Genomic DNA, 21,166 nt, shown 5'->3' on the forward strand with positions numbered 1-21,166 from the left:
GCTAGACCTTGGCCGCCTTGAGCATGTAGCCGAACCCCCGCTTGGTCTGGATGAGCGGCTCATCGGTGTGCTGGTCGAGCTTGCGGCGCAGGTACGAGATGTAGCTCTCGACGATGCCAGCGTCGCCGTTGAAGTCGTACTCCCACACGTGGTCGAGAATCTGCGCCTTCGAGAGCACACGGTTGGGGTTGAGCATGAGGTAGCGCAAGAGCTTGAACTCGGTGGGGCTCAACTCGATGACGGCGTCGCCGACCGTGACCTCGTGCGTGTCCTGGTCCATGATGAGCTCGCCCGTGCGGATGACGGCGTCGTCCTCCTCCTGCATGGTGCGGCGCAGGATCGCCTTGATGCGTGCGACGATCTCGTCGAGGCTGAACGGCTTGGTGACGTAGTCGTCGCCGCCGACCGTCAGACCCATGATCTTGTCGTCGGTGTCGTCCTTCGCGGTGAGGAAGAGGATGGGGCTTGTGTAGCCGCTCGACCGCAGGCGCTTGGTGACGCCGAACCCGTTGATGTCGGGCAGCATCACGTCGAGGATGATGAGGTCGGGCTCCTCTTCGAGCACGGCGGAGATCGCCTGCGCCCCGTTGCTCACGGCGCGCACGGCGAAGCCGGCGAACCGCAGGCTCGTCGTCAGGAGGTCGCGGATGTTCGGCTCGTCATCGACGATGAGAATCTTGGGTCCGTCAGGCATGGGGCCATTCTCTGCGCGTTTGTTGTGGGTTTCCTGAATGCCCGAAGGGCGCCGTCGGTCTCGCCCGCTCCCATCGATTCCTCAACATTGTCGGATGCTCGGCCTAGGGTTCCCGTATGAACATTGTGCTCATCCCCGGCTTCTGGCTCGACGGCGCTTCGTGGTCGGGCGTGACACCTCCTCTCGCGAGGGCCGGCCACACCGTCCACACTCCCACCATGCCCGGCAAGCGGCAGGGTGACCGAGCTCTGTCGGGCATCGGGCTCCACGATCACGTCGATGCCGTGCTGGAGATCGTGGACGCGGTCGCGTCCCCCGTCGTGCTCGTCGGGCACTCTGGCGGGGGCAGCATCGCCTGGGCGGCGGCTGATGCGCGCCCGGCGGATATCGCGAGGGTCATCTTCGTCGACGCTCTGCCGTTCCCCGACGGCAGCGCCATCAACGACGAGCTCCCCGTCGAGGGCGACCGCATTCCGCTCCCCGAGTGGGGCTTCTTCGAGGCGGAGGACCTCGTCGATCTCGATGACACCCTGCGCGAGCGATTCCGCACGATCGCGCTTCCGGAACCTGCCGCGGTCGCCACCGATCCTCAGACGCTCCACGACGAGGCACGATTCGCGGTTCCGGTGACGGTCATCGCGTGCGAGTTCCCCGAGGCGATGCTGCGTGATGCGATCTCGGCCGGCGCGCCCTGGACGAGCGAGCTGGCTCAGCTCGAGCAGCTGGAGATCATCGAGCTGCCCACCGGCCACTGGCCGCAGTTCACGAAGCCCGCCGAGCTGGCGCAGAGCATCCTCGCCGCCGTCGATCGCGGCTGACACGCCGCGCTGACCTGTTCGGGGGCGTGCCGTCGCGAGCGCCCGGGCCGAGGATCGTTGCGTGAAGAGGCTTCGTTCCATCGCCCTGGTTGTCGCGCTCGCCCTCGGTAGCGGTGCGCTGCTCGCCGCTCCGGCCCACGCGGCGCCCCAGACGCTCTTCGGCACCACCGTCGACACGGTTGCCCAGCCCTCGGGCGAGAGCGTGCTCGGCGACACCGCCCATGTGCTCTCGATCGGCAGTTCAGTTGACTCGACACTCGGCGCGGCGAGAGGGCTCGATGTGGTCGTCACCCTCCGGGAGAACGGCACCGACCTCGTGACCTGCACGATCCCGGCGGGCAGTCTCTCGTGCAGTCTGTTCACAGGCGACCTGCTCGCGCCGGGTACGCACGCGGTCAGCCTCGTCGCCAGTTCGTCAGGGCGTGATGTCGTGATCGCGTACTTCCCGTTCGACGTACCCGAGGTCCCCGTCGAGGCGGAGCTCGCGGCGACCGGCGCGGTCGGGGAGGGCGCACTCGCCCTCGGCTCGCTCGCACTCCTCGGCGGCGGCCTTCTTCTGGTCGCCGCGGCTCATCGTCGCCGCAGCGCTCGAGCCGCCTAGCGCGAGCGACTCACGCAGCAGCAGCGGCGATCGCGCTCGCGTCGAGGATCTCGTAGCTGTACCCCTGCTCGGCGAGGAAGCGCTGACGGTTCTGGGCGAAGTCCTGGTCGACGGTGTCGCGCGCGACGAGAGTGTAGAAGCTCGCGGGGATTCCGCTCTGCTTCGGCCGCAGCAGGCGCCCGAGACGCTGCGCCTCCTCCTGGCGGGAGCCGAACGAACCCGACACCTGGATCGCGACCGTGGCCTCGGGGAGGTCAACCGAGAAGTTGGCGACCTTGGAGACGACGAGCACCGGAGTGCGGCCATCCCGGAACTCCTGGTACAGCCGCTCGCGCTCTGCGACGGACGTGGACCCCGTCAGCTGCGGCACGTCCAAAGCATCGGCGAGCTCCTCGATCTGGTCGAGATACTGACCGATGATGAGGATGCGCTCGCCCGAGTGCTGCGCCACGAGACGCTTCACGATGTCGAGCTTGGCGGGTGCGGTCGCCGCGAGCCGGTAGCGCTGGTCGTCGGCGCTCGCCGCATACTCGAGGCGCTCGCTCGCCGGCAGGTCGACGCGCACCTCGAAGCAGCTCGCTGGTGAGATGAAGCCCTGCGCCTCGATCTCCTTCCACGGGGCGTCGAAGCGCTTCGGGCCGATGAGACTGAAGACGTCGCCCTCGCGGCCGTCCTCTCGCACGAGCGTCGCCGTGAGGCCCAAGCGGCGACGGGCCTGCAGCTCGGCCGTGAGCTTGAAGACCGGCGCGGGCAGCAGGTGCACCTCGTCGTAGACGATGAGACCCCAGTCGAGGGCGTCGAGCAGGGCGAGGTGCGCGTACTCGCCTTTCCGCTTGGCGGTGAGGATCTGGTAGGTCGCGATCGTGACCGGCTTGACCTCCTTCACCTGGCCGGAGTACTCGCCGATCTCCTCCTCGGTGAGGCTCGTGCGCGCCAGCAGCTCGGCACGCCACTGCCGCGCCGAGACCGTGTTGGTGACGAGGATGAGGGTCGTCGTGCCCGCCTGCGCCATCGCGCCAGCGCCGACGAGTGTCTTGCCGGCACCGCAGGGCAGCACGACGACGCCGGAGCCGCCCACGAAGAACTGGTCGATCGCGTGCTGCTGGTAGGGCCGCAGCCCCCAGTCAGCGAGGTCGAGGTCGATGTCGTGAGGAGTGCCAGGAGTGTAGCCGGCGAGATCCTCGGCCGGCCACCCGATCTTGACGAGCTCCTGCTTCACCTGCCCACGAGCCCACGCCGCGAGCTCGTAGCTGTGCTGGTCGATGCGGCGCGCGAGCAGCGGGGCGACCTTGCGGTTGGAGGCGATCTCGGTGAGCACGGCCGTGTCGGTCGAGCGCAGCACGAGCATCCCGTCGTCATCCCGCTCGATGACGAGCCGCCCGTAGCGGCCCACCGTCTCGGTGATGTCGGTCGCGACCGACTGCGGCACCGGAAACTTCGAGTAGCGGTCGAGCACGGCGAGCATCTCGGCGGCCTCGTGACCGGCCGCCCGAGCGTTCCACAGCCCCAGCCGCGTGATGCGGTAGGTGTGCACGTGCTCGGGTGCGCGCTCGAGCTCGGCGAACACGGCGAGGGCGTGGCGGGCCTCCTCCGCCTGGCCGTTGGCGACCTCCAGCAGCACGGTGCGGTCGCTCTGAACGATGAGGGGGCCGTCAGGATTCATAACGGGCCAGTCTAGAGCGCGCGGCTGAGAGCGCCGGTACGGGATGCGCGGCGCACGGTGCGCGTGGGCCGCTACTCGAGCGGCTCGAGGCCCGTGATGCTCGCGATCGGCAGGGTGCGCTCGACGTCGGCGTCGCGGTCCCGCCCGCGAACGCGTCCCGCCGCGATGCCGGTCGGCTCGAGGTCGAAGGAGCGCTCGCTGCCGTCGGGCAGCCGCACGGTCGCGCGCACCGCGAGCTTGCCGCGCACGGCGAGCTCCCACTGGCGCCCCACCCACGCGTCATCCCCGTCGGTGCCGACGGTCGAGCCGCTGCGGATGCGCGCCACGGCGTCAGCGACAGGATCGGTGACGCTCACGGGCGCAACCGGCCGGGTGCGACCCGGGCGCTCCGGAGCGGGAAATCCGTCGGCGGGCGCTGCGGGGTACCGCGCGTCGATGAGGGTCCACAACACGACGGCGGGCTCGAAGCGGCTCACCGCTCGACCCGGGCTCGACAGCTGCAGCCCGAGCGGAGCAATGGCGGCGTCGACGAGCAGCGAGTCCAGCAGCAGACGATCCTCGCTCGTGACGAGTGCGCGGGCACCGCCGCGCTCGCCGTCGTCGGCGGGCGCCACCCGCACGCTGCCGTAGCGCGCGGCGGTCTCGCGGATCAGGTACTCGACCGGTTGCGGAACACCGGTGAGCGACAGCTGCTCGAGGAACGCCAGCAGCTCCTCCGCCGACTCGCCGAGAGCCACGGCCCGCGTGACGCTGTCGGCGGTGACCCGGTAGCGGCCGGCCAGCCCCGCGCTCTCCACGTCGGCGAGGCGACGCAGTCGCTCGTCGAGGTGGGCCGCGAGCGGGCCGGGGGAGACCACGGTGAGGTCGTGCTGCAGGTACACCTGGTCGACATCCGGGGGCACGAGCGGCGCGAGCACGGCGCTCGCCGCGGCTGCGCCCCGGCTCAGGAGCGCGGCACCCATCGTGCTCGCGCGGCCGTCGGCGGTCACCCCGAGGCGCTCGCCCTGCGCGCCGCGGCGCGCCATCCTCGTATCGAGTGCGTCACCGCCCGCGGGGTACAGCCAGTGCACGAAGTCGGTGAGCGCTGCTCCCCAGCGTGCGAGCGGGCGTGAGGCGAGCAGCTCGACGAGTTCGACGGGCAGCAGCGCCACCCAGGCCTCGGCGACCTGCTGCCAGCGGTCGGCGAGGGGTGCGCGCCGCCACTCGTCGGAGCGAGTGGTCGCCCGAGTGAAGCCCTCGTCGTCCTCCACGAGGTCGGCGAGCGACGCGAGATCGAGGAGGAGGGGCAGCTCGTCGAGCTCGACTCCCGCGACCTCGGCGAGCCGCTTGGCGTCGGGCAGCGAGAGCCCGCCGCGGGCGAGGAGTCGCCCTGGCGCCTCCGCGAGGGCGAGAACGATCTCGGTGAGCTGCGTCGTCGTCGTGAAAGCGCGCTCGGCTGCGCCGCGATCGACGGACGCGCGGTCGGCGTCGTCCACCGCATCGAGAGAGACCGGCGGATGCTCGGAGGTCAGCGCCTCGGAGCCGGGAAGGCCGCGCTGCGGCCACTGCGCGAGCTCGGCGACCACCGTCGGCCAGACCGTGACGGTGTCGTCGACGAGGTCGATGAGCACAGCATCCAGCGCCGCATGGAGGTCGCTGCGCACCTGGTCGACCGGGCGGTCCAGCCGCCGCGCCACGTCGGCGACCGGCATCGACTCCGCCTCGCCCGCGGTCACGAGCGCGGCGAGCGTCGGCCTGGTCTGGCGCGCGAGAGTGATGCCGATCGCCGCAGGGTCGAGCAGCGCCTCGGCGAGGTCGAAGATGTCGCGCAGCGACGTCGGGGAGATCGAGCGCTCACGGATGATGCGCGTCACGCTCGCGTCATCGAGGTCGCGCAGTCGCGCGGCGAGCGCGAGGGAGGCTGAGCTAGTTGCCGGCATCCTTGGCAGCTCGCCCCCGGCGCACAGCACTGACGACGAGCAGCACGATGATGAGGACGAAGCCGATCGGCAGGCCGACGAGCGGCATCATCGTCACGAGAGGCCAGATGCCCTCGGCGAAGTCGCCCCGTTCGAGACCCGCCGCAGTGCCGGCGATGAGGGCGACGAAGCTCGCGAGGCTCAGCAGGATGACGCCTGCGACCATGTAGGCGAGCACGCGCTCGACGCGGTTGCTCATCACGAACGATTCTTCTGGCACCCGTCCAGGGTAGTGCCGCATGCTGAAAGGCTCGTACCCCGTTTCCTGGGGCCATCCTGCGGCGGTATCCTCGGGGTTCGAGCACCGCGCTCGACACGACAGCGAACGCGAGGGGACACAACGCTCATGCCCACCGGCAAGGTCAAGTTCTACGACCAGGAGAAAGGGTTCGGCTTCATCGCGTCCGACGACGGCGACGAGGTCTTCCTGCACGCCTCCGCCCTGCCCGAGGGGGCGGTCATCAAGGCCGGCACCCGGCTCGAGTTCGGCGTCGCCGACGGCAAGCGGGGCGCACAGGCGCTGTCGGTGCGCGTGCTGGAGAGCCGGCCGACGCTGAGCACCCTCAACCGCAAGTCGGCCGACGACATGGCCGTCATCATCGAAGACCTCGTCGGCCTGCTCGACGGCATCGGTGCCAACCTCAAGCGGGGCCGCTACCCCGACGCCGCCCACGGTCGCAAGATCGCCACTGTGCTGCGCAAGGTCGCGGACGATCTCGATGCCTAGAGGCGCCCGCGGCACGACCACGACTGCGGCAGCGCCCGTCGTCGAGGCGAGCGTTCTCGAGCCGATCGCCCGCGCAGCGCTCGAGGAGATCACCCCGGCGACGACGATCGGAGCCCTGCGCGACGTAACCGTGGCCGACGATGTCGCGACGGTGCGCTTCGCCACGCGGCAGGGCGGCTACCTCGGCTGGTTCTGGACGGTCTCGCTCGCGGTCAACCCCGGTCTCGAGCCGAGCGTGCTCGAGACCGAGCTCATGCCCGGTGAGGGCGCGCTCACGGCTCCCGACTGGGTGCCGTGGTCGGACAGGCTCGAGGACTACCTCGCGCAGCAGGCAGCTGACGCCGAGTCGGAGGGTGACGACGACGACTCCGACGACGACCACGATCACGACGAGCACGACCTGCACGGCGATGACGGGGACGACGTCTTCGACGGTGTCGACATCGACGCGCACGACGACACGGTCGGCGACGGCGACTAGCTCGTTCGGACCCCGGCGCCTCTAGCTGTGCCGCCGCACTCTGTCACGCCGGTCGCGACGAGTCACGCCGAACGTTCGGCCCAGGTCGTCACAAACGGCCTGAGTTGATCGCTCGGCGCTCCTCCCCAGGGACGCCGCACGGGCGCGACTACGCCGTTCACGGCAGCGTTGCGCCTCCTATCGACGGGTGAGGAACAGTGCTCGCATGCTCACCCCGGTCGACCACAGTGCTCTCGTCTACCCGCAGCGCGAACTCGATCTCGGCATCCGGCGGCAGGTCTATCGTGGCGCGCGCAACGGTGAGTTTCTCAAGCTCGCGCCGGGCGTCTACGTGCGGCGCGACACCTGGAACGAGCTGGGCGTCGATGAGCGCTACCGCTTGAGAGTTCGCGCGGCATGGGAGCGGGCTGTCCCATCCGACGTGCTGAGTCACTGGTCAGCAGCAGCACTATGGCAGCTGCCCATCCTCGGTCGGTGGCCGAAGGACGTCCACGTCGTCGGCAGTGCGACGTCGAACAGTCGCTCGACCTCGGTCTTGCGCAGGCACACGGACTCCTGGGCGGCAGACCCTGTGGACATCGACGGAATGCTTCTCACCGCCCTTGGCCGAACCGTAGTGGACATGGCGCGAGTCGCGAGGTTCCCAGTCGCTGTCGCGATGGGTGACGCCGCTCTGTGGCGTGCCGCGCATCCGCGGGACGCGGAGGGACTCGCGGGTGTATCACTCGAGGAGCTTGAGGAGCTGTGGTCGCTACTCAACCACGGGCGAGGTTTCGCGCGAGCGCGACGCGTGCTCGACTTCATCGACGGGCGCGCGAACCGGCCGGGGGAGTCTCTGAGCCGCGTCACGATGCACGCTCTCGGTGTTCCGACTCCCGAGCTGCAGCACACGGTCTTCGGGCCGACTGGGCGACGCTACGAGCTCGACTTCTACTGGCCCGAGTTCAACGTCGGTGCCGAGTTCGACGGGCGGGCGAAGTACACCGATCCGCGCTACCTCACCGGGCGCACCCCCGATCAGGCCGTGTATGAGGAAAAGCTGCGCGAGGACGAGATCCGGCCGCAGCTGCACGGCTACGGCCGTTGGGACTGGAACGTGGCGGGTTCGGAGGTCGCACTCGCTCGACGCTTGCGTCGCATCGGCGTGCGATGGTGAGCCGCACGAATCAGTCGGCACCGAGGTCGGTGGGGTGTCACGCGTGCGATCGATGCTCGGCGAATGACTGGGTCACGCCCTTCGTGACAACTGCAATCGAACGTTTGGCGTGCTTTGTCACGAACGGCTTGACGGAGCGGCGCGGGATGGGCGCGGCGCGTGCGAGTCAGCGGCGGCCGCGGCGCGAGACGAGCAGCCCGGCGAGACCGAGCACGAGGCCGAGCGCGATGGTCGCGAGCGTCTGAACCGGGTCGAAGGCGATCGGGGTGGCGAGCATCCCGAGCGCGATGACGAGCGCGACGAGCCAGAGGCCGAGGCCGACCTGGAAGGCGAGCACGTCGTTGGTGCGCAGCGGCTCGGGCTGCGGCCGGCGCTTCTCGTGCGGAACCCAGAGCCTCATGGCGCTCAGTCTGCCAGGGCGTCGATCACGTAGTCGATGCAGCGCGTGAGCTGGCGCACATCGTCGGGCTCGATGGCGACGAAGGTCGCGACACGCAACTGGTTGCGGCCGAGCTTGCGGTACGGCTCCGTGTCGACGACGCCGTTCGCGCGCAAGGTCTTCGCGACGGCGGCGGCGTCGACGGAGTCGTCGAGGTCGATCGTCACGACGACGGGGGAGCGGTGCGCGGGGTCGGCCACGAAGGGGGACGCGAGCGGGTGCGCCCGTGCCCAGTCATAGAGGATGCCCGAGCTCTCGGCCGTGCGCGCTCCGGCCCAGGCGAGCCCGCCCGAGGAGTTCATCCACTGCAGCTGGCTGTCGAGCATGACGAGCGTGCCGATCGCGGGGGTGTTGAGCGTCTGGTCGAGCCGCGAGTTGTCGATGGCGGCGGTGAGGGAGAGGAACGGCGGGATGAAGCGGTCGCTCGCGTCGAGGCGCTGCGCCCGCTCGATCGCGGCGGGGCTCAGGAGGGCGATCCACAGCCCGCCGTCGCCGGCGAAGTTCTTCTGCGGGGCGAAGTAGTAGGCGTCGGTCTCGCTCACGTCGATGTCGATGCCGCCCGCCGCACTCGTCGCATCGACGATGGTCAGCGCTTCGGGGGCGGAGCCGATGCGCGTGACGGGCGCGCTCACACCCGTGGAGGTCTCGTTGTGCGGGTAGGCGTACACGTCGACGCCGTCGACCGTCTCGAGCGTGCCGCGGCTTCCGGGGTCGCTCGAGACGACGTGGGGGGCGTCGAGCCACGGGGCGCGGGCGGAGGCGACGAACTTGGCCCCGAACTCGCCGAAGGCGAGGTGCGCGCTGCGGCGCTCGATGAGGCCGGCCGCGGCGACGTCCCAGAACGCGGTGGAGCCGCCGTTGCCGAGCACGACCTCGTACCCGTCGGGGAGGCGGAAGAGCTCGGCGAGGCTGGCGCGCACGCTGCCGACGAGGTTCTTGACGGGGGCCTGGCGGTGCGAGGTGCCGAGCAGCTCACCGGCGGCGGCGAGGGCGGCGACCTGCTCGGGGCGCACCTTCGAGGGTCCGCAGCCGAAGCGTCCGTCGGCGGGAAGAAGGTCGGTGGGGATGCGCACGTCGGCCATGATTCGAGTCTACTGAGCGGCTGCGGGGGCGCGGTGCGGGGCATCCCGTGATGGCACCCCAGCGATGCTGAAGGCGGCGGGCGGTCGCCGATGCCGAACGCTCATGCCGAACGATTAGGCTGGGCGAACGATCGCGTGCGTGTAAGGAGACAGGCCCATGACCGACCTCGTCGACACGACGGAGATGTACCTGCGCACGATCCTCGATCTGGAGGAGGAGAACATCGTTCCCCTCCGGGCGCGCATCTCTGAGCGCCTCGGGCACTCGGGCCCCACGGTGTCGCAGACGATCGCGCGCATGGAGCGCGACGGTCTCGTGCGGGTCGAGGGCGACCGCCATCTGGAGCTCACGCCGGAGGGTCGCCACAAGGCGGTGTCGGTCATGCGCAAGCACCGGCTCGCCGAGCGTCTGCTCGCCGACGTGATCGGACTCGACTGGGCGTACGTGCACGATGAGGCCTGCCGGTGGGAGCACGTCATGAGCGAGCAGGTGGAGCGCCGGTTGATGACGCTGCTGGACGGGCCGACCGAGTCGCCGTACGGCAACCCGATTCCGGGCATGGAGGAGCTGGGGGGCGCGCCGGCCGTCGACTTCCTCGACGGTGTCATCTCGCTCACCCACGCGACGGCGGCGGGGATGCGGCAGTGCACGATCCGGCGCCTGTCCGAGCCCGTCCAATTCGATCCCGACCTCCTGCACCAGCTGTTCGAGGCGGGGGTCGTGCCGGGCGCGCGGGCCAGGATTCGGTCCGAGCCGAACGGCTATATCGCCGTGGACGTCGACGGTCGCGCCGAGGGCATCGAGCTTCCGGCGGAGGTCGCGCAGCACATCTACGTCGACGAGTGAGCTTTCGCCACTACATGTAGTGACGCGCGTCGTTTTGTGACCTTCCCGTTACCTCGCGTACACTCGCCCAGTCGCGCATCTGACATCCAGGGTCGCGCGGCAGGAGGTTGATCTGTGACTACCCATGCCCGCCGCTCCGTGAAGAGCACCCTGACGAACGTCGCCGCTCTCGCACTGGCGACAGCTTTCGTCGCCACCTTCGCTCTCCCCGGCACGTCCCTGCAGGGGCCCGCCTACGCGGAGAGCTCGGCGAGCGCGGAGGCGATGGCCGAGCTGCGTGCGTCGGAGTCGCAGACGGTCTCGATCAGCGCGACCGCAGAGGTGGCGCAAGACCTCTCTCGCGACGAGTTCGACGCGACGAGCGTTGCCGAATTGCGGCGCGCGCAGCTCGCGGCAGCCGCCCCGAAGTGGAGCGGCCCGACGGTCGGCGACTTCCTCGCCAACCCGCCGTACCCGAACTTCAGCCTCGACCAGGTCGTGCAGGTGGGCCTGCAGTACCAGGGCGTGCCGTACCGCTGGGGCGGCAGTACGCCGGCGGGCTTCGACTGCTCGGGCTTCGTGCAGTACGTGTACGCGCAGTTCGGCATCTCCCTCCCGCACAGCGTGCGTGGCCAGGCGGCGATGGGCACGCCCATCTCGCGAGCCGATGCCCGCGCGGGTGACATCGTGATCTTCAACGACATGTCGCACAACGGCATCTACATGGGCGGCGGCCAGATTCTGGACGCACCGTACGCGGGCAAGAGCGTCACCGTGCGCCCGCTGTGGACGGACGCCTACTACATCGTGCGCCTCGGCATCTAGCGCCTCGGCATCTAGCGACTCGGCTTCCCGGGCCTGAGCTTCTGGCACCCGTGGCGGCACGCGCGCGGGTGAACGCCGCGTGAACCGGCGCGCCTCGCAGCGCACATACCCGGTTTCTCGGTTAGCCTGAAGTTCTTGGTGCCGCACGGGGCACTGGAGGAGAGGCCATGAGTGAGCGACGGGACATCCAAACCGTGGATGCGCGCGCCGTTTTTCGCATAGCCGTCAGCGTTCGCTGGATCGCGCCCTGTCGCGGTTCTGCGGGATCGAGCACTGCCGTCTGACGGCAGTGCTTTTTTTGTGCCCGGAAGGGCCGCGTTGACCCTCGCACCGTGATGCGCCGGGAACCGATGGAACGCCCGCAGGCCATGCGGGCCCGTTCGACAGGAGCCTGTCAATGCGCACACTCGTCCTCAACGCGGGGTTCGAGCCACTCGCCGTGGTGTCGTTTCGCCGAGCCCTCGTGCTGGTCATGAACGACAAGGCGACGGTGCTCGCCTCGGATGGTGAGCACCCGGTCTTCGGCATTCACGACGCGTGGGACCGCCCGAGCGTCATCGTGCTGCGTCGCTACGTGCGCATTCCGCACGCGCGCCGCGTGCCGCTCACCCGCCGCGGGGTGCTGCGTCGCGACGGCAACCGCTGCGCGTACTGCGATGCGCACGCGACGACGATCGACCACGTGCTGCCCCGTTCGCGCGGCGGTGCCGACACGTGGGAGAACCTCGTCGCCTGCTGCCTCAAGTGCAACAACATCAAGGGCGACCGCACGCCGGCCGAGATGCGCTGGGAGCTGCTGTTCACGCCGAAGGCGCCGCACGGCACCTCGTGGCTCGTGCGCGGCATCGAGCGCCCGCAGCCCGCGTGGGACGAGTACTTGGCGCCTGCTGCTTAGGGTGCGTGTCGCGCCTGGCGGCGCGGGTCTGCTTCGCTACGGGGTTGCCGAGGGCAGCGGGGACGCGTTCGGGCTGTGTGCCTCGCGGGGCATGTGCCGCAGGAGGCACATAGCCCGTCAGCGCGCGCCGAGCATGCCGCGCAGCGCCTCGACCTGGCGGGCGACGAAGTCGCGCGAGACGGCGGCCTTCGGCTCGGCCGCGTCGAAGCCGTGGTACGTGCCGGGGATCACGTGCAGCTCGCACGGCACGCCCGCTTCCGTGAGGCGACGCGCGAACTCAAGGTCTTCGTCGTGGAAGAGGTCGAGCGTGCCGACCCCGATCCACGCGGGCGGCAGCCCCGCGAGCGCGTCTGGGCCCTGGTCGGCGCGGCGCGCGGGCACGGCTCGCTCGAGGGTCGCGGAATCGAGCGGCGTGGCGGCGGGGCCGGCCGCACCCGCGCCGAGATACATGCCCCAACCGAGGCGATTGCTGGGCCCGTTCCAGAGGCGCAGCATGCGCGGGTGGGCTGCCGCGGATTCGTCAGTGCGGTCATCCAGCATCGGGTACGCGAGTACCTGACCGGCGAGCGTGACCTCGCCGCGGTCGCGGGCGAGCAGGGCGAGGGATGCGGCGAGCCCGCCTCCGGCGCTCTCGCCGATCACGGCGATGCGCGCGGGGTCGACATCGGGCTGCGCGGCGAGCCACCGGAGCGCGGCGTAGCAATCCTCGAGCGGTGTCGGGTAGGGGTGCTCGGGCGGCATGCGGTAGTCAACGCTCGCCGCCACGACTCCGAGCTCGTTGGCCACGCGCCGACAGAGCGGGTCGCCCCGGGTGGCCGAGCCGATGATGAGGCCTCCGCCGTGGAGGTGGAGGATCGCGGGGCGGCGAGTGCGAGCATCCGTCGCCGCTGGCCGGTGCACGCGCACCGTGACGCCATCACCGAGGTCGACGAGTTCGCCGTGCTTCGGCGCTCGTCGGCGCCCGATGCGGGTCATCGCGCGCAGAAGCCGACGGTTGCCCCGCGTGGCCGAGGTGCGCGGCATGAACCGCGCGCGCGTGAGGTCGGGGTGGAAGGCGGGGGAGTCGTCGTTGACCATGCACTGAATCTAGTTCGCTGCGCGGCGCTACTCTGGCCGCATGTCGGTGAGCCGCTTCGAGACCCCGTTGTCGGGCGGGCACCCGAACTCCCTCGGCAACACCGTGAGCGTCGTCGACGAGGTGCTCGCTGATCGGACTCTGCTCGCCGAACTTGTGGCGTGCTATCGCAGCGACGACGCCGTGGTTCGACTGCGCGTGTCGAGCGCGGTCAAGCGCGTCGCACAGCAGCAGCCCGAATGGGTGGCCGCCCACCTCGATGACTTGCTCGGCTGGGTCGCTCAGATTGACCAGGCCTCGACCAAGTGGACGCTCTCGATTCTCTTCGTGCTGCTTGACGCCCACATGACCCCGCAGCAGCGCGACGCGGCCATCGCCCTCATGCAGGCGAACCTGCACTACGACGACTGGATCGTGCAGAACACCACCGCCGACTCGCTCGCCCACTTTGCCCGGCAACGCCCCGAGTTGGCCGCGTGGCTCGTGCCCGAACTGAGCACCCTGACCACGAGCCGCCACAAGTCGGTGCGCGGTCGCGCCCAGAAGTTGCTGGCCTCGCTGGGCGCCCCCTAACGTAGATCTGCGAACCGATGGCCGACGGCAGACGGTGATGCCTCGCTGACGACCGCGTCCCGTTCTACGCTGAGCCCATGACCCCGAGCGCGCAGCCTTCTGTCGCCGACCTCGTCAGTGCACTCGACGAGGTCACGCGCGAGCAGGTGCAACTGCTGCGCGACATCATCGGCTCGCTCGAGGCCGACCTCACCGAGCACGTCAAGTGGAACGCGCCGAGCTACGTCTTCGACGGCGAAGACCGCATCACGATGGACCTGCGCAACAAGCAGGGCCTCGTGAAGCTCGTGCTGCACATGGGTGCAACGAGGCCGGAGAACAGGAAGGGCGCGCCGGTGCTGCTCGAGGATGAGGGCATCGTCGAGTGGGCATCCGACGTTCGGGGGTTCGTGACGTTCGCCGACGCCGCAGATATTCGCGCGAAAGAGCCGGCGCTGGGGCGCGTGCTGTCGAGCTGGCTCGCGATCGATCATCGGGCGCCTGAGTAGCGAACGGGCGCTAAAGAATGTTTCGCTCATGTTGTCGAATCCGGTCGACTGGTTCGTCATCTGAGTGAGAGCAAGCAGATAGCTGGCCTTCGAGAGAGAGAAACGACGATGGAATTCATGATCCTCATTCACGGCGACGAGTCCAGCCCGCGCCTCGCCCCCGGCGATCCCGGCTTCGACGAGGACATGGGCGCGTGGTTCGCCTACAACCAGTCGCTCATCGAGGGCGGTCACTGGGTCAGCGGCGCGAACCTTGCCCCGACGAGCTCAGCCACGACGCTGCGCCTGACGTCGGGCCAGGCCCCCGAGATCGTCGACGGCCCCTTTGCCGAGACGAAAGAGCAGTTCGGCGGCTACTACCTAATTTCGGCCGAGAACCTCGACGAGGCCATCGAGCTCGCGAAGAAGCTGCCGATGGATTCCGGCTCGCTCGAGATTCGCCCGGTCGCGTTCCGGCCCGACGCGGGCTGACCACAGCGTGACCACAGCATGACCACCTCGGCGGAGATCGCCGACGCCGTCACCCGGCTAGCGCGTGAGGAGAGCGGGCGCGTGCTCGCCCTCCTCACGCGTCGCTTTGGCGACCTCGACGCCGCCGATGATGCGGTTCAGGATGCCCTCACCACCGCCCTGACCGCGTGGCAGTCGGGCATTCCCGAGCGCCCGGCCGCGTGGCTCTACACCGTGGCCCGCAACACGCTGATCGACGAGCTGCGTCGAGACCGAGCATCCCGTCGCCGACTGCACGAGGCCGCGCCCGAACTGACCGCGCACCATGCGACCACCGAGACGGAAGAGGAGGACGACCTGATCATGGATGCTTCCTCTCTCGGCGACGAACGCCTCAGGCTGCTTTTGCTCTGCTGCCATCCGGCGCTCGACCGTGACACGCAAGTGGCACTGACCCTGCGACTGGCGGGCGGATTATCCGCCGCCGAAGTCGCGGCCGCCTACTTGCTGCCCGAGGCCACGCTCACGCAGCGCATCGTGCGGGCCAAGCGCAAGATTCGTGACGCGGGTATGCCGCTCACGATCCCGGCGAATCTGGACGAGCGCGTGGACGCGCTGCTGCGGGTGCTCTACCTGATCTTCAACGAGGGCTACCTCTCCCGTGGCGCTGAACACGTGACGCGCGTCGACCTCATCACCGAGGCCATTCGGCTGACGCGCCAGGTGGTCGACGAGTTGCCCGCGAGCGCCGAAGCCGAAGGGCTGCTCGCCCTCGAGTTGTACCACCACGCGCGCTCGGGCACGCGGGTCGACGGGCTCGGCGAGCTCGTGCTGCTCGAGCACCAAGACCGCACCGGCTGGAACCTCGACGGCATCACCGAGGCCAACGCCCGGCTGCACAGCGCCATGACGCGCATGGCGCCGGGGCCCTACCAAGTGCAGGCGATCATCGCCGGCCATCACGCCAATGCACGTACCGCTGCCGACACCGACTGGGGCGCGATCGCCGAGCTGTACGGGCAACTGGGGCGCATGGCCCCCAACGCCGTCGTCGAGCTCAACCGTGCCGTCGCGATCGCGATGGCCGACGGCCCTCGCGCGGGCCTCGCCGTGCTCGACCGCTTGACCGGGCTCAACGAGTACCACCTGTTCCACGCGACGCGGGGTGAACTGCTCGCCCGCGCAGGCCGCCCCGCTGCCGCGAGCTTCGAGCGTGCGCGGGGGCTCACGAGCAACGAGGGTGAGCGGCGGCATCTCGAGCGGCGGGCCGCCGAGACCTCTGGCGGCTAGCGACCGCCGCCGCCTCCACCCCCGCCGCCTCCGCCGGAGAAGCCTCCGCCGAACGAGCCGCCCGAGAAGCTGCCGCCCCCGCTGCCCGACCACGAGGAGCTCGAGGCGGGCGCCGTGGTCGTCGCGGTCATCCCGCGCACGGCCGAGGCGAAGAGGGCGACCTCGAAGCCGCTGCGGCCCACGAACCAGTCGGGAGTCTCGTCGAGGGCGGCGACGTGCAGCTCGAGCTCGCGCATCCACTGATCTTCGACGCCCCAGACGACCGCCCACGGCAGCAGCTTCTCGTACAGCTTCACGAGCTCGAGCTCGTCGCCCACGTCGATGCGCTCGGCGCCCTGGGGGCTCTGCAGCATGCGCAACCTGTCCTGCTCGGCGACCGTGAGGTAGAGCTTCATGCCCTCGAGGTGGTCGCGTGCCTCGCGGCCCTTCTCCGTTAGCTGAAGCGGTCGCAGTGCGAGCGCGAAGGCGACGATCCCCGCCACGAACGTGACGGGGATTGCCAGCAGGGCGAAGGGACTCGCGTCGTTGAAGACCTCCACCGAGATGCCGACCGTGATGAAGGCCGCGAATCCGATCACCATCTGCGCCACGACCGTGAGCCAGCCGAATCCAATGCCGCTCGGCTTTCGCTGGAAGCCCTCGGTGACGAGCGAGGCGCGCGCCTCGGTGGACAACTTCGTGAGGCGCGCTCCGAGGGCCGAATCGTAGGTGCCGTACTCGCGCAGCTCGCCGGCGTCGCGCGTGCGACCGAAGAGGGCGGTGAGCACCGCGCGGTCGAGCACGTCGGTGCGGTCGTCACTGAGGTACTGCAGCGTGTACGGGGCTGCATCTTTCTCGACGGAGTAGGCAAGGATGCGCAGATTCTTGCGTACGGCCAGCCTGACGACGGCGGCAGGAATCGCCGAGGTGGATCGCCCCAGCAGTTGCGCAGACTGGAGGATGTCGATGCCGGAAGGCTCGGTGTACTGCGGAATGATGACGCCGCGCCCTTTCGCGCCGCCTCCCGCGCGCACGCGGGACACGATCGACGCGACAAGAGCGCCTGCGCTCGCGAGACCCAGCCCGCCCGAGACGAGGTGCATCCACCACGGCAGCGGGGGCGGGGGCGGCGGAGCTATCGGGCGCACCGGATCAGGCGTGAGGAACGTGTCGGGATCGAAGCCGATCGCGACCGTGACCGTCTCCCCGGGTGCGAGGTCGGTCGCGCTCGCCGTGAAGGTCGTGCCGTCATCGTCGATCGTGCACTGCTCGTCCTCGCCGAAGGCACCGACGTAGCATGCGGCATTGCCCGTGAGCGCTTCGGCGACGTCCGGGGCGAGGGTCACCGTCGCGCTCACCTCGCCGAACGGCTGCTGCCATCCGGTGCCGTTGACGTCCCAGTAGAACTCGTCGGAGGCGGTGTCGTCGAACGATCGCACGACGTTCTGCTGCGTGTAGGAGATGACGTAGGTCTGCACACCGCGCACGAACTCGTCGGTGCCGAGGGCGAGCTCGACGAAGCCGCCCGCATAGTAGGGCTCGTAGTAGACCGGGTCGCCGTTCGCATCCGTGACGCCGTTGATCGTCGTGTTGAGCGGAACGCCGTCGTAGTCGTCAGGGATGGCGCGGATGATGCCGCGGTTCTGATCGAAGTCGGGGAAGCGGGCGACGATCGTCTCGACGACCTCGAGCGTGGCGGTGCCGTCGGCCTCGCGGCTGAGCGTGTAGTCGGCATCGAAGGAGTCGAACGTGAAGTCGCTGACGTCGCTCTTCAGCGCAGTGGCGATCGCGGCCGTCGGCGTGAGGGAGAGGGCGAACCCGGCGGCGAGCGCGAGGGTGAGGGCGAACCGTGCGGGTGTGCGCATGCTGGCAACACTAGCGAGCATCGCTCGAACGCTCAGGAAGGAGAGCCTCCGGCAAGATGGCCTCATGAGCAACGAGCGCGACGAGCACGGTGTGGCCGACGCTCTCGCCCGCCGCCGCGCTGAGGCTGCCGCCCGAGTCGAGCAACTTCGCCACGAGCTACGCGCTGTGCAGAGTGCGCGATCGAACAATTCGGACGACGACGAGCATGATCCTGAGGGCGCCACGATGTCGCAAGCCTGGTCGCAGGTCTCGGGCGTGCTCGACTCTGCGGTGCGCGAGCTCGACGAGCTCGACACCGCTCTCGAGCGGGTGGCGACGGGCGACTACGGAATCTGCCGGCGCTGCGGGCGGGCCATCGACCCGGCCCGACTGGATGCTCGGCCCGCGGCCGCGCTCTGCATCGACTGCGCTCGGCTCGACGGCTGAGCGCTGGCACTCCTGCTTTAGAGTGGATGCACCGCCTCTGTAGCTCAATGGAAGAGCAGTTCCGTCCTAAGGAAAGGGTTGGGGGTTCGAGTCCCTCCAGGGGCACCGACCGGAATATCCGACCGGAATATCTCAATAGGCGATCCATCAGCAATTTTGGACTGCTGTCGGCTCCGTTTTTGGTGTCACGAGCGGCTCGCTGCCGAACCGCGATCGGCCCAGCCTGATGAGTGTCTCAGTCAGAGCATGGAGCCGAGATCGGAGCCAACGGAAGGGTAGGTAGCCGTCGCGGATTTCAGCTGTCGGGTGGTGAGGCCGAGCTTGATAGCAAGGCCGAAGGTGTTGATCACTTCCGAGTAGCCGGGGCCGAGGAGGTGCGCCCCGAGGATCTGATCGGTCGCTGAGTCGACGATCACCTTGGTGGCGGCTGTGGTTTCACCGACACGGTAATTGCTGTACCAGCCACTGGTGTCGTGGAACCGTACGGAGGTCTCGCGGCCGTCGCGAGCGGCTTCATGCTCGAGCATCCCGACTCGATTCAGCTCCGGGATTGTGAACACGGTAGACGGCACACCGGCATAGTCGGGCACCGTCTCGGTGCCCTTGATCATGTTGGATGCGGCCACCTTGCCCTCGAAGACTGCCACGGGTGTGAGGCGCTCGCCGGGGGTGTCCGCCGCGTCACCTGCGGCGTAGACCGACGGATTGCTGCGGCTCTGCAAGTGCCCGAGCACGTCGATACCCTGTGGCCCCGACGCGATATCGGCTGCAGCAAGGTCGAGGCCGTTGAAGTTGGGAACGCGCCCCGCGCCATGCACGACCAAGTCTGTGTCGATGGTGGTCGTGGCACCGTCCTGATCGACCGCGACGTTAAACCGTGTGGGCGTGCGAGTGACTCCGCTGACGGAGCTGCTGTGGTTCACGCGTATCCCTGCCTGCTCGGTGCGGCGCACGAGCAGGTCGACGAGATCCGGGTCGAATGCACGCAGCGGACGTTCGCCGTGATCGATGATCACGCAGTCCACGCCAGCGCGCGCTGCGATGTGGGCGAACTCGAACGAGATGAATCCGCCGCCGACAAACACGATCCTGGCGGGCAGCGCTTCGAGGTTGAGGAATTCGGTGCTGTCGATCAGGTACTCATGGCCGGGGAACTCAAGCGGTCGGGGCCGTGCCCCCGTGGCGATGAGGAATCGTCTCGCGGAATGCTGTTCGCCGTTGATCTCGAGGTCGTGAGGGCTGACGAATCGGGCGTCCCCGTGAAATGTGGATACGCCGTTTCGCTTGAGCCTGGACTCCATGGCGTCAGGAACGTCGTCGGTGAAGCCGTGCTTGTGCTGCATCAGTGCTGGCCAGTCGAGCGCGAGCCCGTTCTGGTCGATGCCCTTGCCCTGCATCAGGCGAGCATCGTCGATGACCTCCGCACCACGGCGCAGAATCTTCTTCGGGTCGCAGCCGCGCAGGGCACATGTGCCCCCATAGGGGAGGGTGTCGACGATGCCGACGCGCCAGCCGTGGGATGCACAGCGGTTAGCTGCGGTGATTCCTGCCATCCCCGCGCCGATGACGAACAGGTCGTATTCCTCGCTCACAGATTTCCTCCCATTGGCCTTAGCGATAGGGAACGATGAACGGGAACCATGTGCGCACTGAGTCTTCTCATGCGGGGATCGCGTCGCGCAGCTGTTCCAGTGTGGGGGAGCCGGCTAATCCAGCTGGCGTCCCGTACACGCGGCAGGCGAGCCCGACGTCGGCCGATGGGTCGGCGAAGCGATCTACTCCATCCACAAGAATGCTCGGCGAGCCACGAAAGCCGATCGCCTCTGCCTCTTCCAAGGTTTCGACCAGCCTGTGGTTCACGGTGATGCCAGGGCGGTCCGCCGCGATAGTCGCCAATCGTTCGGCCGCGATCAACCAGTTTGGGCACCCGTCGAAGTACTGCAGCGTGATTTCCATTCTCGAACCATAAACGTTGTAGCGCGATACAAGGTCAAGTGGTGAAATGGGCCTATGAAGATTGGCGATCTATCCACAGCCAGCGGTGTGCCCTCGCAGACAATTCGGTTCTACGAGCGACGGGGACTGATATCGCCGTCTGCGCGTGGAGGCAATGGGTATCGCCGATATGACGACGCGGCCAAATCGCGCCTCACCTTCATTCGATCTGCTCAGGCGGCAGGCCTGACGCTCGCTGAGATCGCCAGCATCATCAACATCCGTGAGGCCGGCGAAACACCCTGCGAGCACGCGTCGGCGCTTCTTGCCACGAAGCTTGAGGACGTGCAGCGCCGGCAACGCGAACTTGCTGTCCTGGAAGCAGAGTTGCATCAGATGATCGCCGCGAGTCGAGAGCTAGACCCCACCGACTGTGAACCGGGCAGCGTCTGCAACGTCATAGTGAAGGTCGGTCAATAACGTGATGGGGACGCCCAGAGTGCCGCCTTCCCCGAGGACCCTGATTCAGCCGCAGCCGCAGCAGCAACAGCGCGGTCCGGTGTCGAAGTCGCCATTGTTCAGCGACCGAGTGGGCGTCGAATCTGGACTCCTGCCTCGCGTAGCGCTCTCAGGACTGTGTGATTGTCGTAACCCAATCTTCGGCCAATCGTGCCGCTCGACTCACCTTGTTCATACAGCTCTGCCGCGAGCGTGATCTCGACCGAACTCATTCCCCGCGACGTGGCAACTCCTCGGATCGCCAGCACCTTCGCCGCCGTTGTACGTGAGATGCGGAACTCACGTGCGACCTGCCGCATGTTCCGGACCTCGTCATATCGGGCCACAAGTTCGTCTACTTCCCGTTCGCGTAACTGGCGTGCTCTGCGGGAAGTTCCGGACACCCCCTCTTCAGGGCGGT

The 21,166-nt window shown here is 68.6% G+C and carries 24 protein-coding genes and 1 tRNA gene; 15 read left to right on the top strand and 10 right to left on the bottom strand.

All coding sequences use genetic code 11. The annotated features are described in order from the left end of the window. Position 1: 1 nt before the first annotated feature. On the bottom strand, positions 2-694 hold the full coding sequence (locus HUJ41_RS01755) for a response regulator transcription factor (RefSeq protein ID WP_179873087.1): 693 nt from the start codon (positions 692-694) through the stop codon (positions 2-4). A gap of 116 nt (positions 695-810) precedes the next feature. On the opposite strand from HUJ41_RS01755, the gene HUJ41_RS01760 reads away from it, so the two are divergent. Then, entirely contained in the window at positions 811-1,512 is a 702-nt protein-coding gene (locus HUJ41_RS01760; protein WP_179873088.1) for an alpha/beta fold hydrolase, read from the top strand. A gap of 61 nt (positions 1,513-1,573) precedes the next feature. Continuing rightward, the gene (locus HUJ41_RS01765; RefSeq protein ID WP_179873089.1) at positions 1,574-2,113 is read left to right on the top strand and encodes a hypothetical protein; all 540 of its coding nucleotides are present in this window, start codon (positions 1,574-1,576) and stop codon (positions 2,111-2,113) included. A 10-nt stretch (positions 2,114-2,123) separates the two neighbouring features. On the opposite strand, the gene HUJ41_RS01770 is transcribed toward HUJ41_RS01765, so the two are convergent. The 3 genes from HUJ41_RS01770 to HUJ41_RS01780 form a co-directional block, all read right to left on the bottom strand. Beyond that, positions 2,124-3,776, bottom strand: a complete 1,653-nt coding sequence (locus tag HUJ41_RS01770) for a DNA repair helicase XPB (RefSeq protein WP_179873090.1) — start codon at positions 3,774-3,776, stop codon at positions 2,124-2,126. A 71-nt stretch (positions 3,777-3,847) separates the two neighbouring features. Beyond that, on the bottom strand, positions 3,848-5,695 hold the full coding sequence (locus tag HUJ41_RS01775) for a helicase-associated domain-containing protein (protein ID WP_179873091.1): 1,848 nt from the start codon (positions 5,693-5,695) through the stop codon (positions 3,848-3,850). Next, entirely contained in the window at positions 5,682-5,933 is a 252-nt protein-coding gene (locus tag HUJ41_RS01780; RefSeq protein WP_152583936.1) for a multidrug ABC transporter ATPase, read from the bottom strand. Before HUJ41_RS01780 ends, HUJ41_RS01775 begins: the two co-directional genes overlap by 14 nt. Positions 5,934-6,080: 147 nt before the next feature. On the opposite strand from HUJ41_RS01780, the gene HUJ41_RS01785 reads away from it, so the two are divergent. The 3 genes from HUJ41_RS01785 (at position 6,081) to HUJ41_RS01795 (ending at position 8,098) form a co-directional block, all read left to right on the top strand. Next, entirely contained in the window at positions 6,081-6,461 is a 381-nt protein-coding gene (locus HUJ41_RS01785; protein WP_179873092.1) for a cold-shock protein, read from the top strand. After that, positions 6,454-6,942, top strand: coding sequence for a DUF3027 domain-containing protein (locus HUJ41_RS01790; protein ID WP_179873093.1), 489 nt, complete (start codon positions 6,454-6,456; stop codon positions 6,940-6,942). Before HUJ41_RS01785 ends, HUJ41_RS01790 begins: the two co-directional genes overlap by 8 nt. A gap of 205 nt (positions 6,943-7,147) precedes the next feature. Continuing rightward, positions 7,148-8,098, top strand: coding sequence for a hypothetical protein (locus HUJ41_RS01795; RefSeq protein ID WP_179873094.1), 951 nt, complete (start codon positions 7,148-7,150; stop codon positions 8,096-8,098). A gap of 166 nt (positions 8,099-8,264) precedes the next feature. On the opposite strand, the gene HUJ41_RS01800 is transcribed toward HUJ41_RS01795, so the two are convergent. Both HUJ41_RS01800 and serC read right to left on the bottom strand, forming a co-directional pair. Continuing rightward, a complete protein-coding gene (locus tag HUJ41_RS01800; RefSeq protein ID WP_179873095.1) occupies positions 8,265-8,498 on the bottom strand; it encodes a DUF2530 domain-containing protein in 234 nt (77 codons plus the stop codon). Between the two features lie 5 nt (positions 8,499-8,503). Continuing rightward, positions 8,504-9,619, bottom strand: a complete 1,116-nt coding sequence (gene serC, locus HUJ41_RS01805; RefSeq protein WP_179873096.1) for a phosphoserine transaminase — start codon at positions 9,617-9,619, stop codon at positions 8,504-8,506. Positions 9,620-9,776: 157 nt separating this feature from the next. Between serC and HUJ41_RS01810 the strand changes: the two genes are divergently transcribed. From HUJ41_RS01810 to HUJ41_RS01820, 3 genes are all read left to right on the top strand, one after another. Continuing rightward, entirely contained in the window at positions 9,777-10,466 is a 690-nt protein-coding gene (locus HUJ41_RS01810; protein ID WP_179873097.1) for an iron-dependent transcriptional repressor DtxR, read from the top strand. Between the two features lie 114 nt (positions 10,467-10,580). Next, positions 10,581-11,270: a C40 family peptidase gene (locus HUJ41_RS12835; RefSeq protein WP_218925622.1), complete on the top strand. Its 690-nt coding sequence runs from the start codon at positions 10,581-10,583 to the stop codon at positions 11,268-11,270. 397 nt (positions 11,271-11,667) lie between these two features. Beyond that, complete coding sequence (locus tag HUJ41_RS01820; protein ID WP_152583943.1) at positions 11,668-12,165, top strand: HNH endonuclease; 498 nt, start codon at positions 11,668-11,670, stop codon at positions 12,163-12,165. Positions 12,166-12,282: 117 nt separating this feature from the next. On the opposite strand, the gene HUJ41_RS01825 is transcribed toward HUJ41_RS01820, so the two are convergent. After that, positions 12,283-13,242 carry an alpha/beta hydrolase gene (locus HUJ41_RS01825; protein ID WP_179873098.1) on the bottom strand — a complete coding sequence of 320 codons (960 nt, stop codon included), beginning with the start codon at positions 13,240-13,242 and terminating at the stop codon, positions 12,283-12,285. Positions 13,243-13,282: 40 nt separating this feature from the next. On the opposite strand from HUJ41_RS01825, the gene HUJ41_RS01830 reads away from it, so the two are divergent. From HUJ41_RS01830 to HUJ41_RS01845, 4 genes are all read left to right on the top strand, one after another. Beyond that, complete coding sequence (locus HUJ41_RS01830; RefSeq protein ID WP_179873099.1) at positions 13,283-13,813, top strand: hypothetical protein; 531 nt, start codon at positions 13,283-13,285, stop codon at positions 13,811-13,813. Between the two features lie 77 nt (positions 13,814-13,890). Further along, positions 13,891-14,301: a DUF1801 domain-containing protein gene (locus HUJ41_RS01835; RefSeq protein WP_179873100.1), complete on the top strand. Its 411-nt coding sequence runs from the start codon at positions 13,891-13,893 to the stop codon at positions 14,299-14,301. 117 nt (positions 14,302-14,418) lie between these two features. Continuing rightward, entirely contained in the window at positions 14,419-14,772 is a 354-nt protein-coding gene (locus HUJ41_RS01840) for a YciI family protein (RefSeq protein ID WP_246299284.1), read from the top strand. An 18-nt stretch (positions 14,773-14,790) separates the two neighbouring features. Next, on the top strand, positions 14,791-16,041 hold the full coding sequence (locus HUJ41_RS01845) for an RNA polymerase sigma factor (protein ID WP_179873102.1): 1,251 nt from the start codon (positions 14,791-14,793) through the stop codon (positions 16,039-16,041). Here the strand turns inward: HUJ41_RS01845 and HUJ41_RS01850 are convergent. Beyond that, a complete protein-coding gene (locus tag HUJ41_RS01850) occupies positions 16,038-17,885 on the bottom strand; it encodes a DUF2207 domain-containing protein (RefSeq protein ID WP_179873103.1) in 1,848 nt (615 codons plus the stop codon). The genes HUJ41_RS01845 and HUJ41_RS01850 overlap by 4 nt on opposite strands. A gap of 64 nt (positions 17,886-17,949) precedes the next feature. On the opposite strand from HUJ41_RS01850, the gene HUJ41_RS01855 reads away from it, so the two are divergent. Together HUJ41_RS01855 and HUJ41_RS01860 are read left to right on the top strand one after the other, a co-directional pair. Beyond that, positions 17,950-18,312, top strand: a complete 363-nt coding sequence (locus HUJ41_RS01855; RefSeq protein WP_179873104.1) for a TraR/DksA family transcriptional regulator — start codon at positions 17,950-17,952, stop codon at positions 18,310-18,312. A 33-nt stretch (positions 18,313-18,345) separates the two neighbouring features. Then, positions 18,346-18,417 (top strand) — tRNA-Arg (locus tag HUJ41_RS01860). A 134-nt stretch (positions 18,418-18,551) separates the two neighbouring features. Here the strand turns inward: HUJ41_RS01860 and HUJ41_RS01865 are convergent. Together HUJ41_RS01865 and HUJ41_RS01870 are read right to left on the bottom strand one after the other, a co-directional pair. Then, positions 18,552-19,904, bottom strand: a complete 1,353-nt coding sequence (locus HUJ41_RS01865; protein WP_179873105.1) for a dihydrolipoyl dehydrogenase family protein — start codon at positions 19,902-19,904, stop codon at positions 18,552-18,554. Between the two features lie 67 nt (positions 19,905-19,971). Next, positions 19,972-20,268 carry a thioredoxin family protein gene (locus HUJ41_RS01870; protein ID WP_179873106.1) on the bottom strand — a complete coding sequence of 99 codons (297 nt, stop codon included), beginning with the start codon at positions 20,266-20,268 and terminating at the stop codon, positions 19,972-19,974. A gap of 54 nt (positions 20,269-20,322) precedes the next feature. On the opposite strand from HUJ41_RS01870, the gene HUJ41_RS01875 reads away from it, so the two are divergent. Then, positions 20,323-20,727, top strand: a complete 405-nt coding sequence (locus HUJ41_RS01875; RefSeq protein ID WP_179873107.1) for a heavy metal-responsive transcriptional regulator — start codon at positions 20,323-20,325, stop codon at positions 20,725-20,727. The last annotated feature ends 439 nt before the right edge of the window (positions 20,728-21,166 follow it).

It is taken from the genome of Microcella indica (assembly GCF_013414345.1).
Classification (GTDB): domain Bacteria; phylum Actinomycetota; class Actinomycetes; order Actinomycetales; family Microbacteriaceae; genus Microcella; species Microcella indica.

Excerpts from the sequence above, each read along its gene's own strand:
- HUJ41_RS01850 (WP_179873103.1), bottom strand. The coding sequence starts at position 17,885 with ATGCGCACACCCGCACGGTTCGCCCTCACCCTCGCGCTCGCCGCCGGG.
- HUJ41_RS01875 (WP_179873107.1), top strand. The coding sequence starts at position 20,323 with ATGAAGATTGGCGATCTATCCACAGCCAGCGGTGTGCCCTCGCAGACA.
- HUJ41_RS01830 (WP_179873099.1), top strand. The coding sequence starts at position 13,283 with ATGTCGGTGAGCCGCTTCGAGACCCCGTTGTCGGGCGGGCACCCGAAC.
- HUJ41_RS01835 (WP_179873100.1), top strand. The coding sequence starts at position 13,891 with ATGACCCCGAGCGCGCAGCCTTCTGTCGCCGACCTCGTCAGTGCACTC.
- HUJ41_RS01790 (WP_179873093.1), top strand. The coding sequence starts at position 6,454 with ATGCCTAGAGGCGCCCGCGGCACGACCACGACTGCGGCAGCGCCCGTC.
- serC (WP_179873096.1), bottom strand. The coding sequence starts at position 9,619 with ATGGCCGACGTGCGCATCCCCACCGACCTTCTTCCCGCCGACGGACGC.
- HUJ41_RS01775 (WP_179873091.1), bottom strand. The coding sequence starts at position 5,695 with ATGCCGGCAACTAGCTCAGCCTCCCTCGCGCTCGCCGCGCGACTGCGC.
- HUJ41_RS01845 (WP_179873102.1), top strand. The coding sequence starts at position 14,791 with ATGACCACCTCGGCGGAGATCGCCGACGCCGTCACCCGGCTAGCGCGT.
- HUJ41_RS01810 (WP_179873097.1), top strand. The coding sequence starts at position 9,777 with ATGACCGACCTCGTCGACACGACGGAGATGTACCTGCGCACGATCCTC.
- HUJ41_RS01780 (WP_152583936.1), bottom strand. The coding sequence starts at position 5,933 with ATGAGCAACCGCGTCGAGCGCGTGCTCGCCTACATGGTCGCAGGCGTC.
- HUJ41_RS01820 (WP_152583943.1), top strand. The coding sequence starts at position 11,668 with ATGCGCACACTCGTCCTCAACGCGGGGTTCGAGCCACTCGCCGTGGTG.
- HUJ41_RS01800 (WP_179873095.1), bottom strand. The coding sequence starts at position 8,498 with ATGAGGCTCTGGGTTCCGCACGAGAAGCGCCGGCCGCAGCCCGAGCCG.
- HUJ41_RS01795 (WP_179873094.1), top strand. The coding sequence starts at position 7,148 with ATGCTCACCCCGGTCGACCACAGTGCTCTCGTCTACCCGCAGCGCGAA.
- HUJ41_RS01870 (WP_179873106.1), bottom strand. The coding sequence starts at position 20,268 with ATGGAAATCACGCTGCAGTACTTCGACGGGTGCCCAAACTGGTTGATC.
- HUJ41_RS01825 (WP_179873098.1), bottom strand. The coding sequence starts at position 13,242 with ATGGTCAACGACGACTCCCCCGCCTTCCACCCCGACCTCACGCGCGCG.
- HUJ41_RS01855 (WP_179873104.1), top strand. The coding sequence starts at position 17,950 with ATGAGCAACGAGCGCGACGAGCACGGTGTGGCCGACGCTCTCGCCCGC.
- HUJ41_RS01755 (WP_179873087.1), bottom strand. The coding sequence starts at position 694 with ATGCCTGACGGACCCAAGATTCTCATCGTCGATGACGAGCCGAACATC.
- HUJ41_RS01770 (WP_179873090.1), bottom strand. The coding sequence starts at position 3,776 with ATGAATCCTGACGGCCCCCTCATCGTTCAGAGCGACCGCACCGTGCTG.
- HUJ41_RS01840 (WP_246299284.1), top strand. The coding sequence starts at position 14,419 with ATGATCCTCATTCACGGCGACGAGTCCAGCCCGCGCCTCGCCCCCGGC.
- HUJ41_RS01785 (WP_179873092.1), top strand. The coding sequence starts at position 6,081 with ATGCCCACCGGCAAGGTCAAGTTCTACGACCAGGAGAAAGGGTTCGGC.
- HUJ41_RS01760 (WP_179873088.1), top strand. The coding sequence starts at position 811 with ATGAACATTGTGCTCATCCCCGGCTTCTGGCTCGACGGCGCTTCGTGG.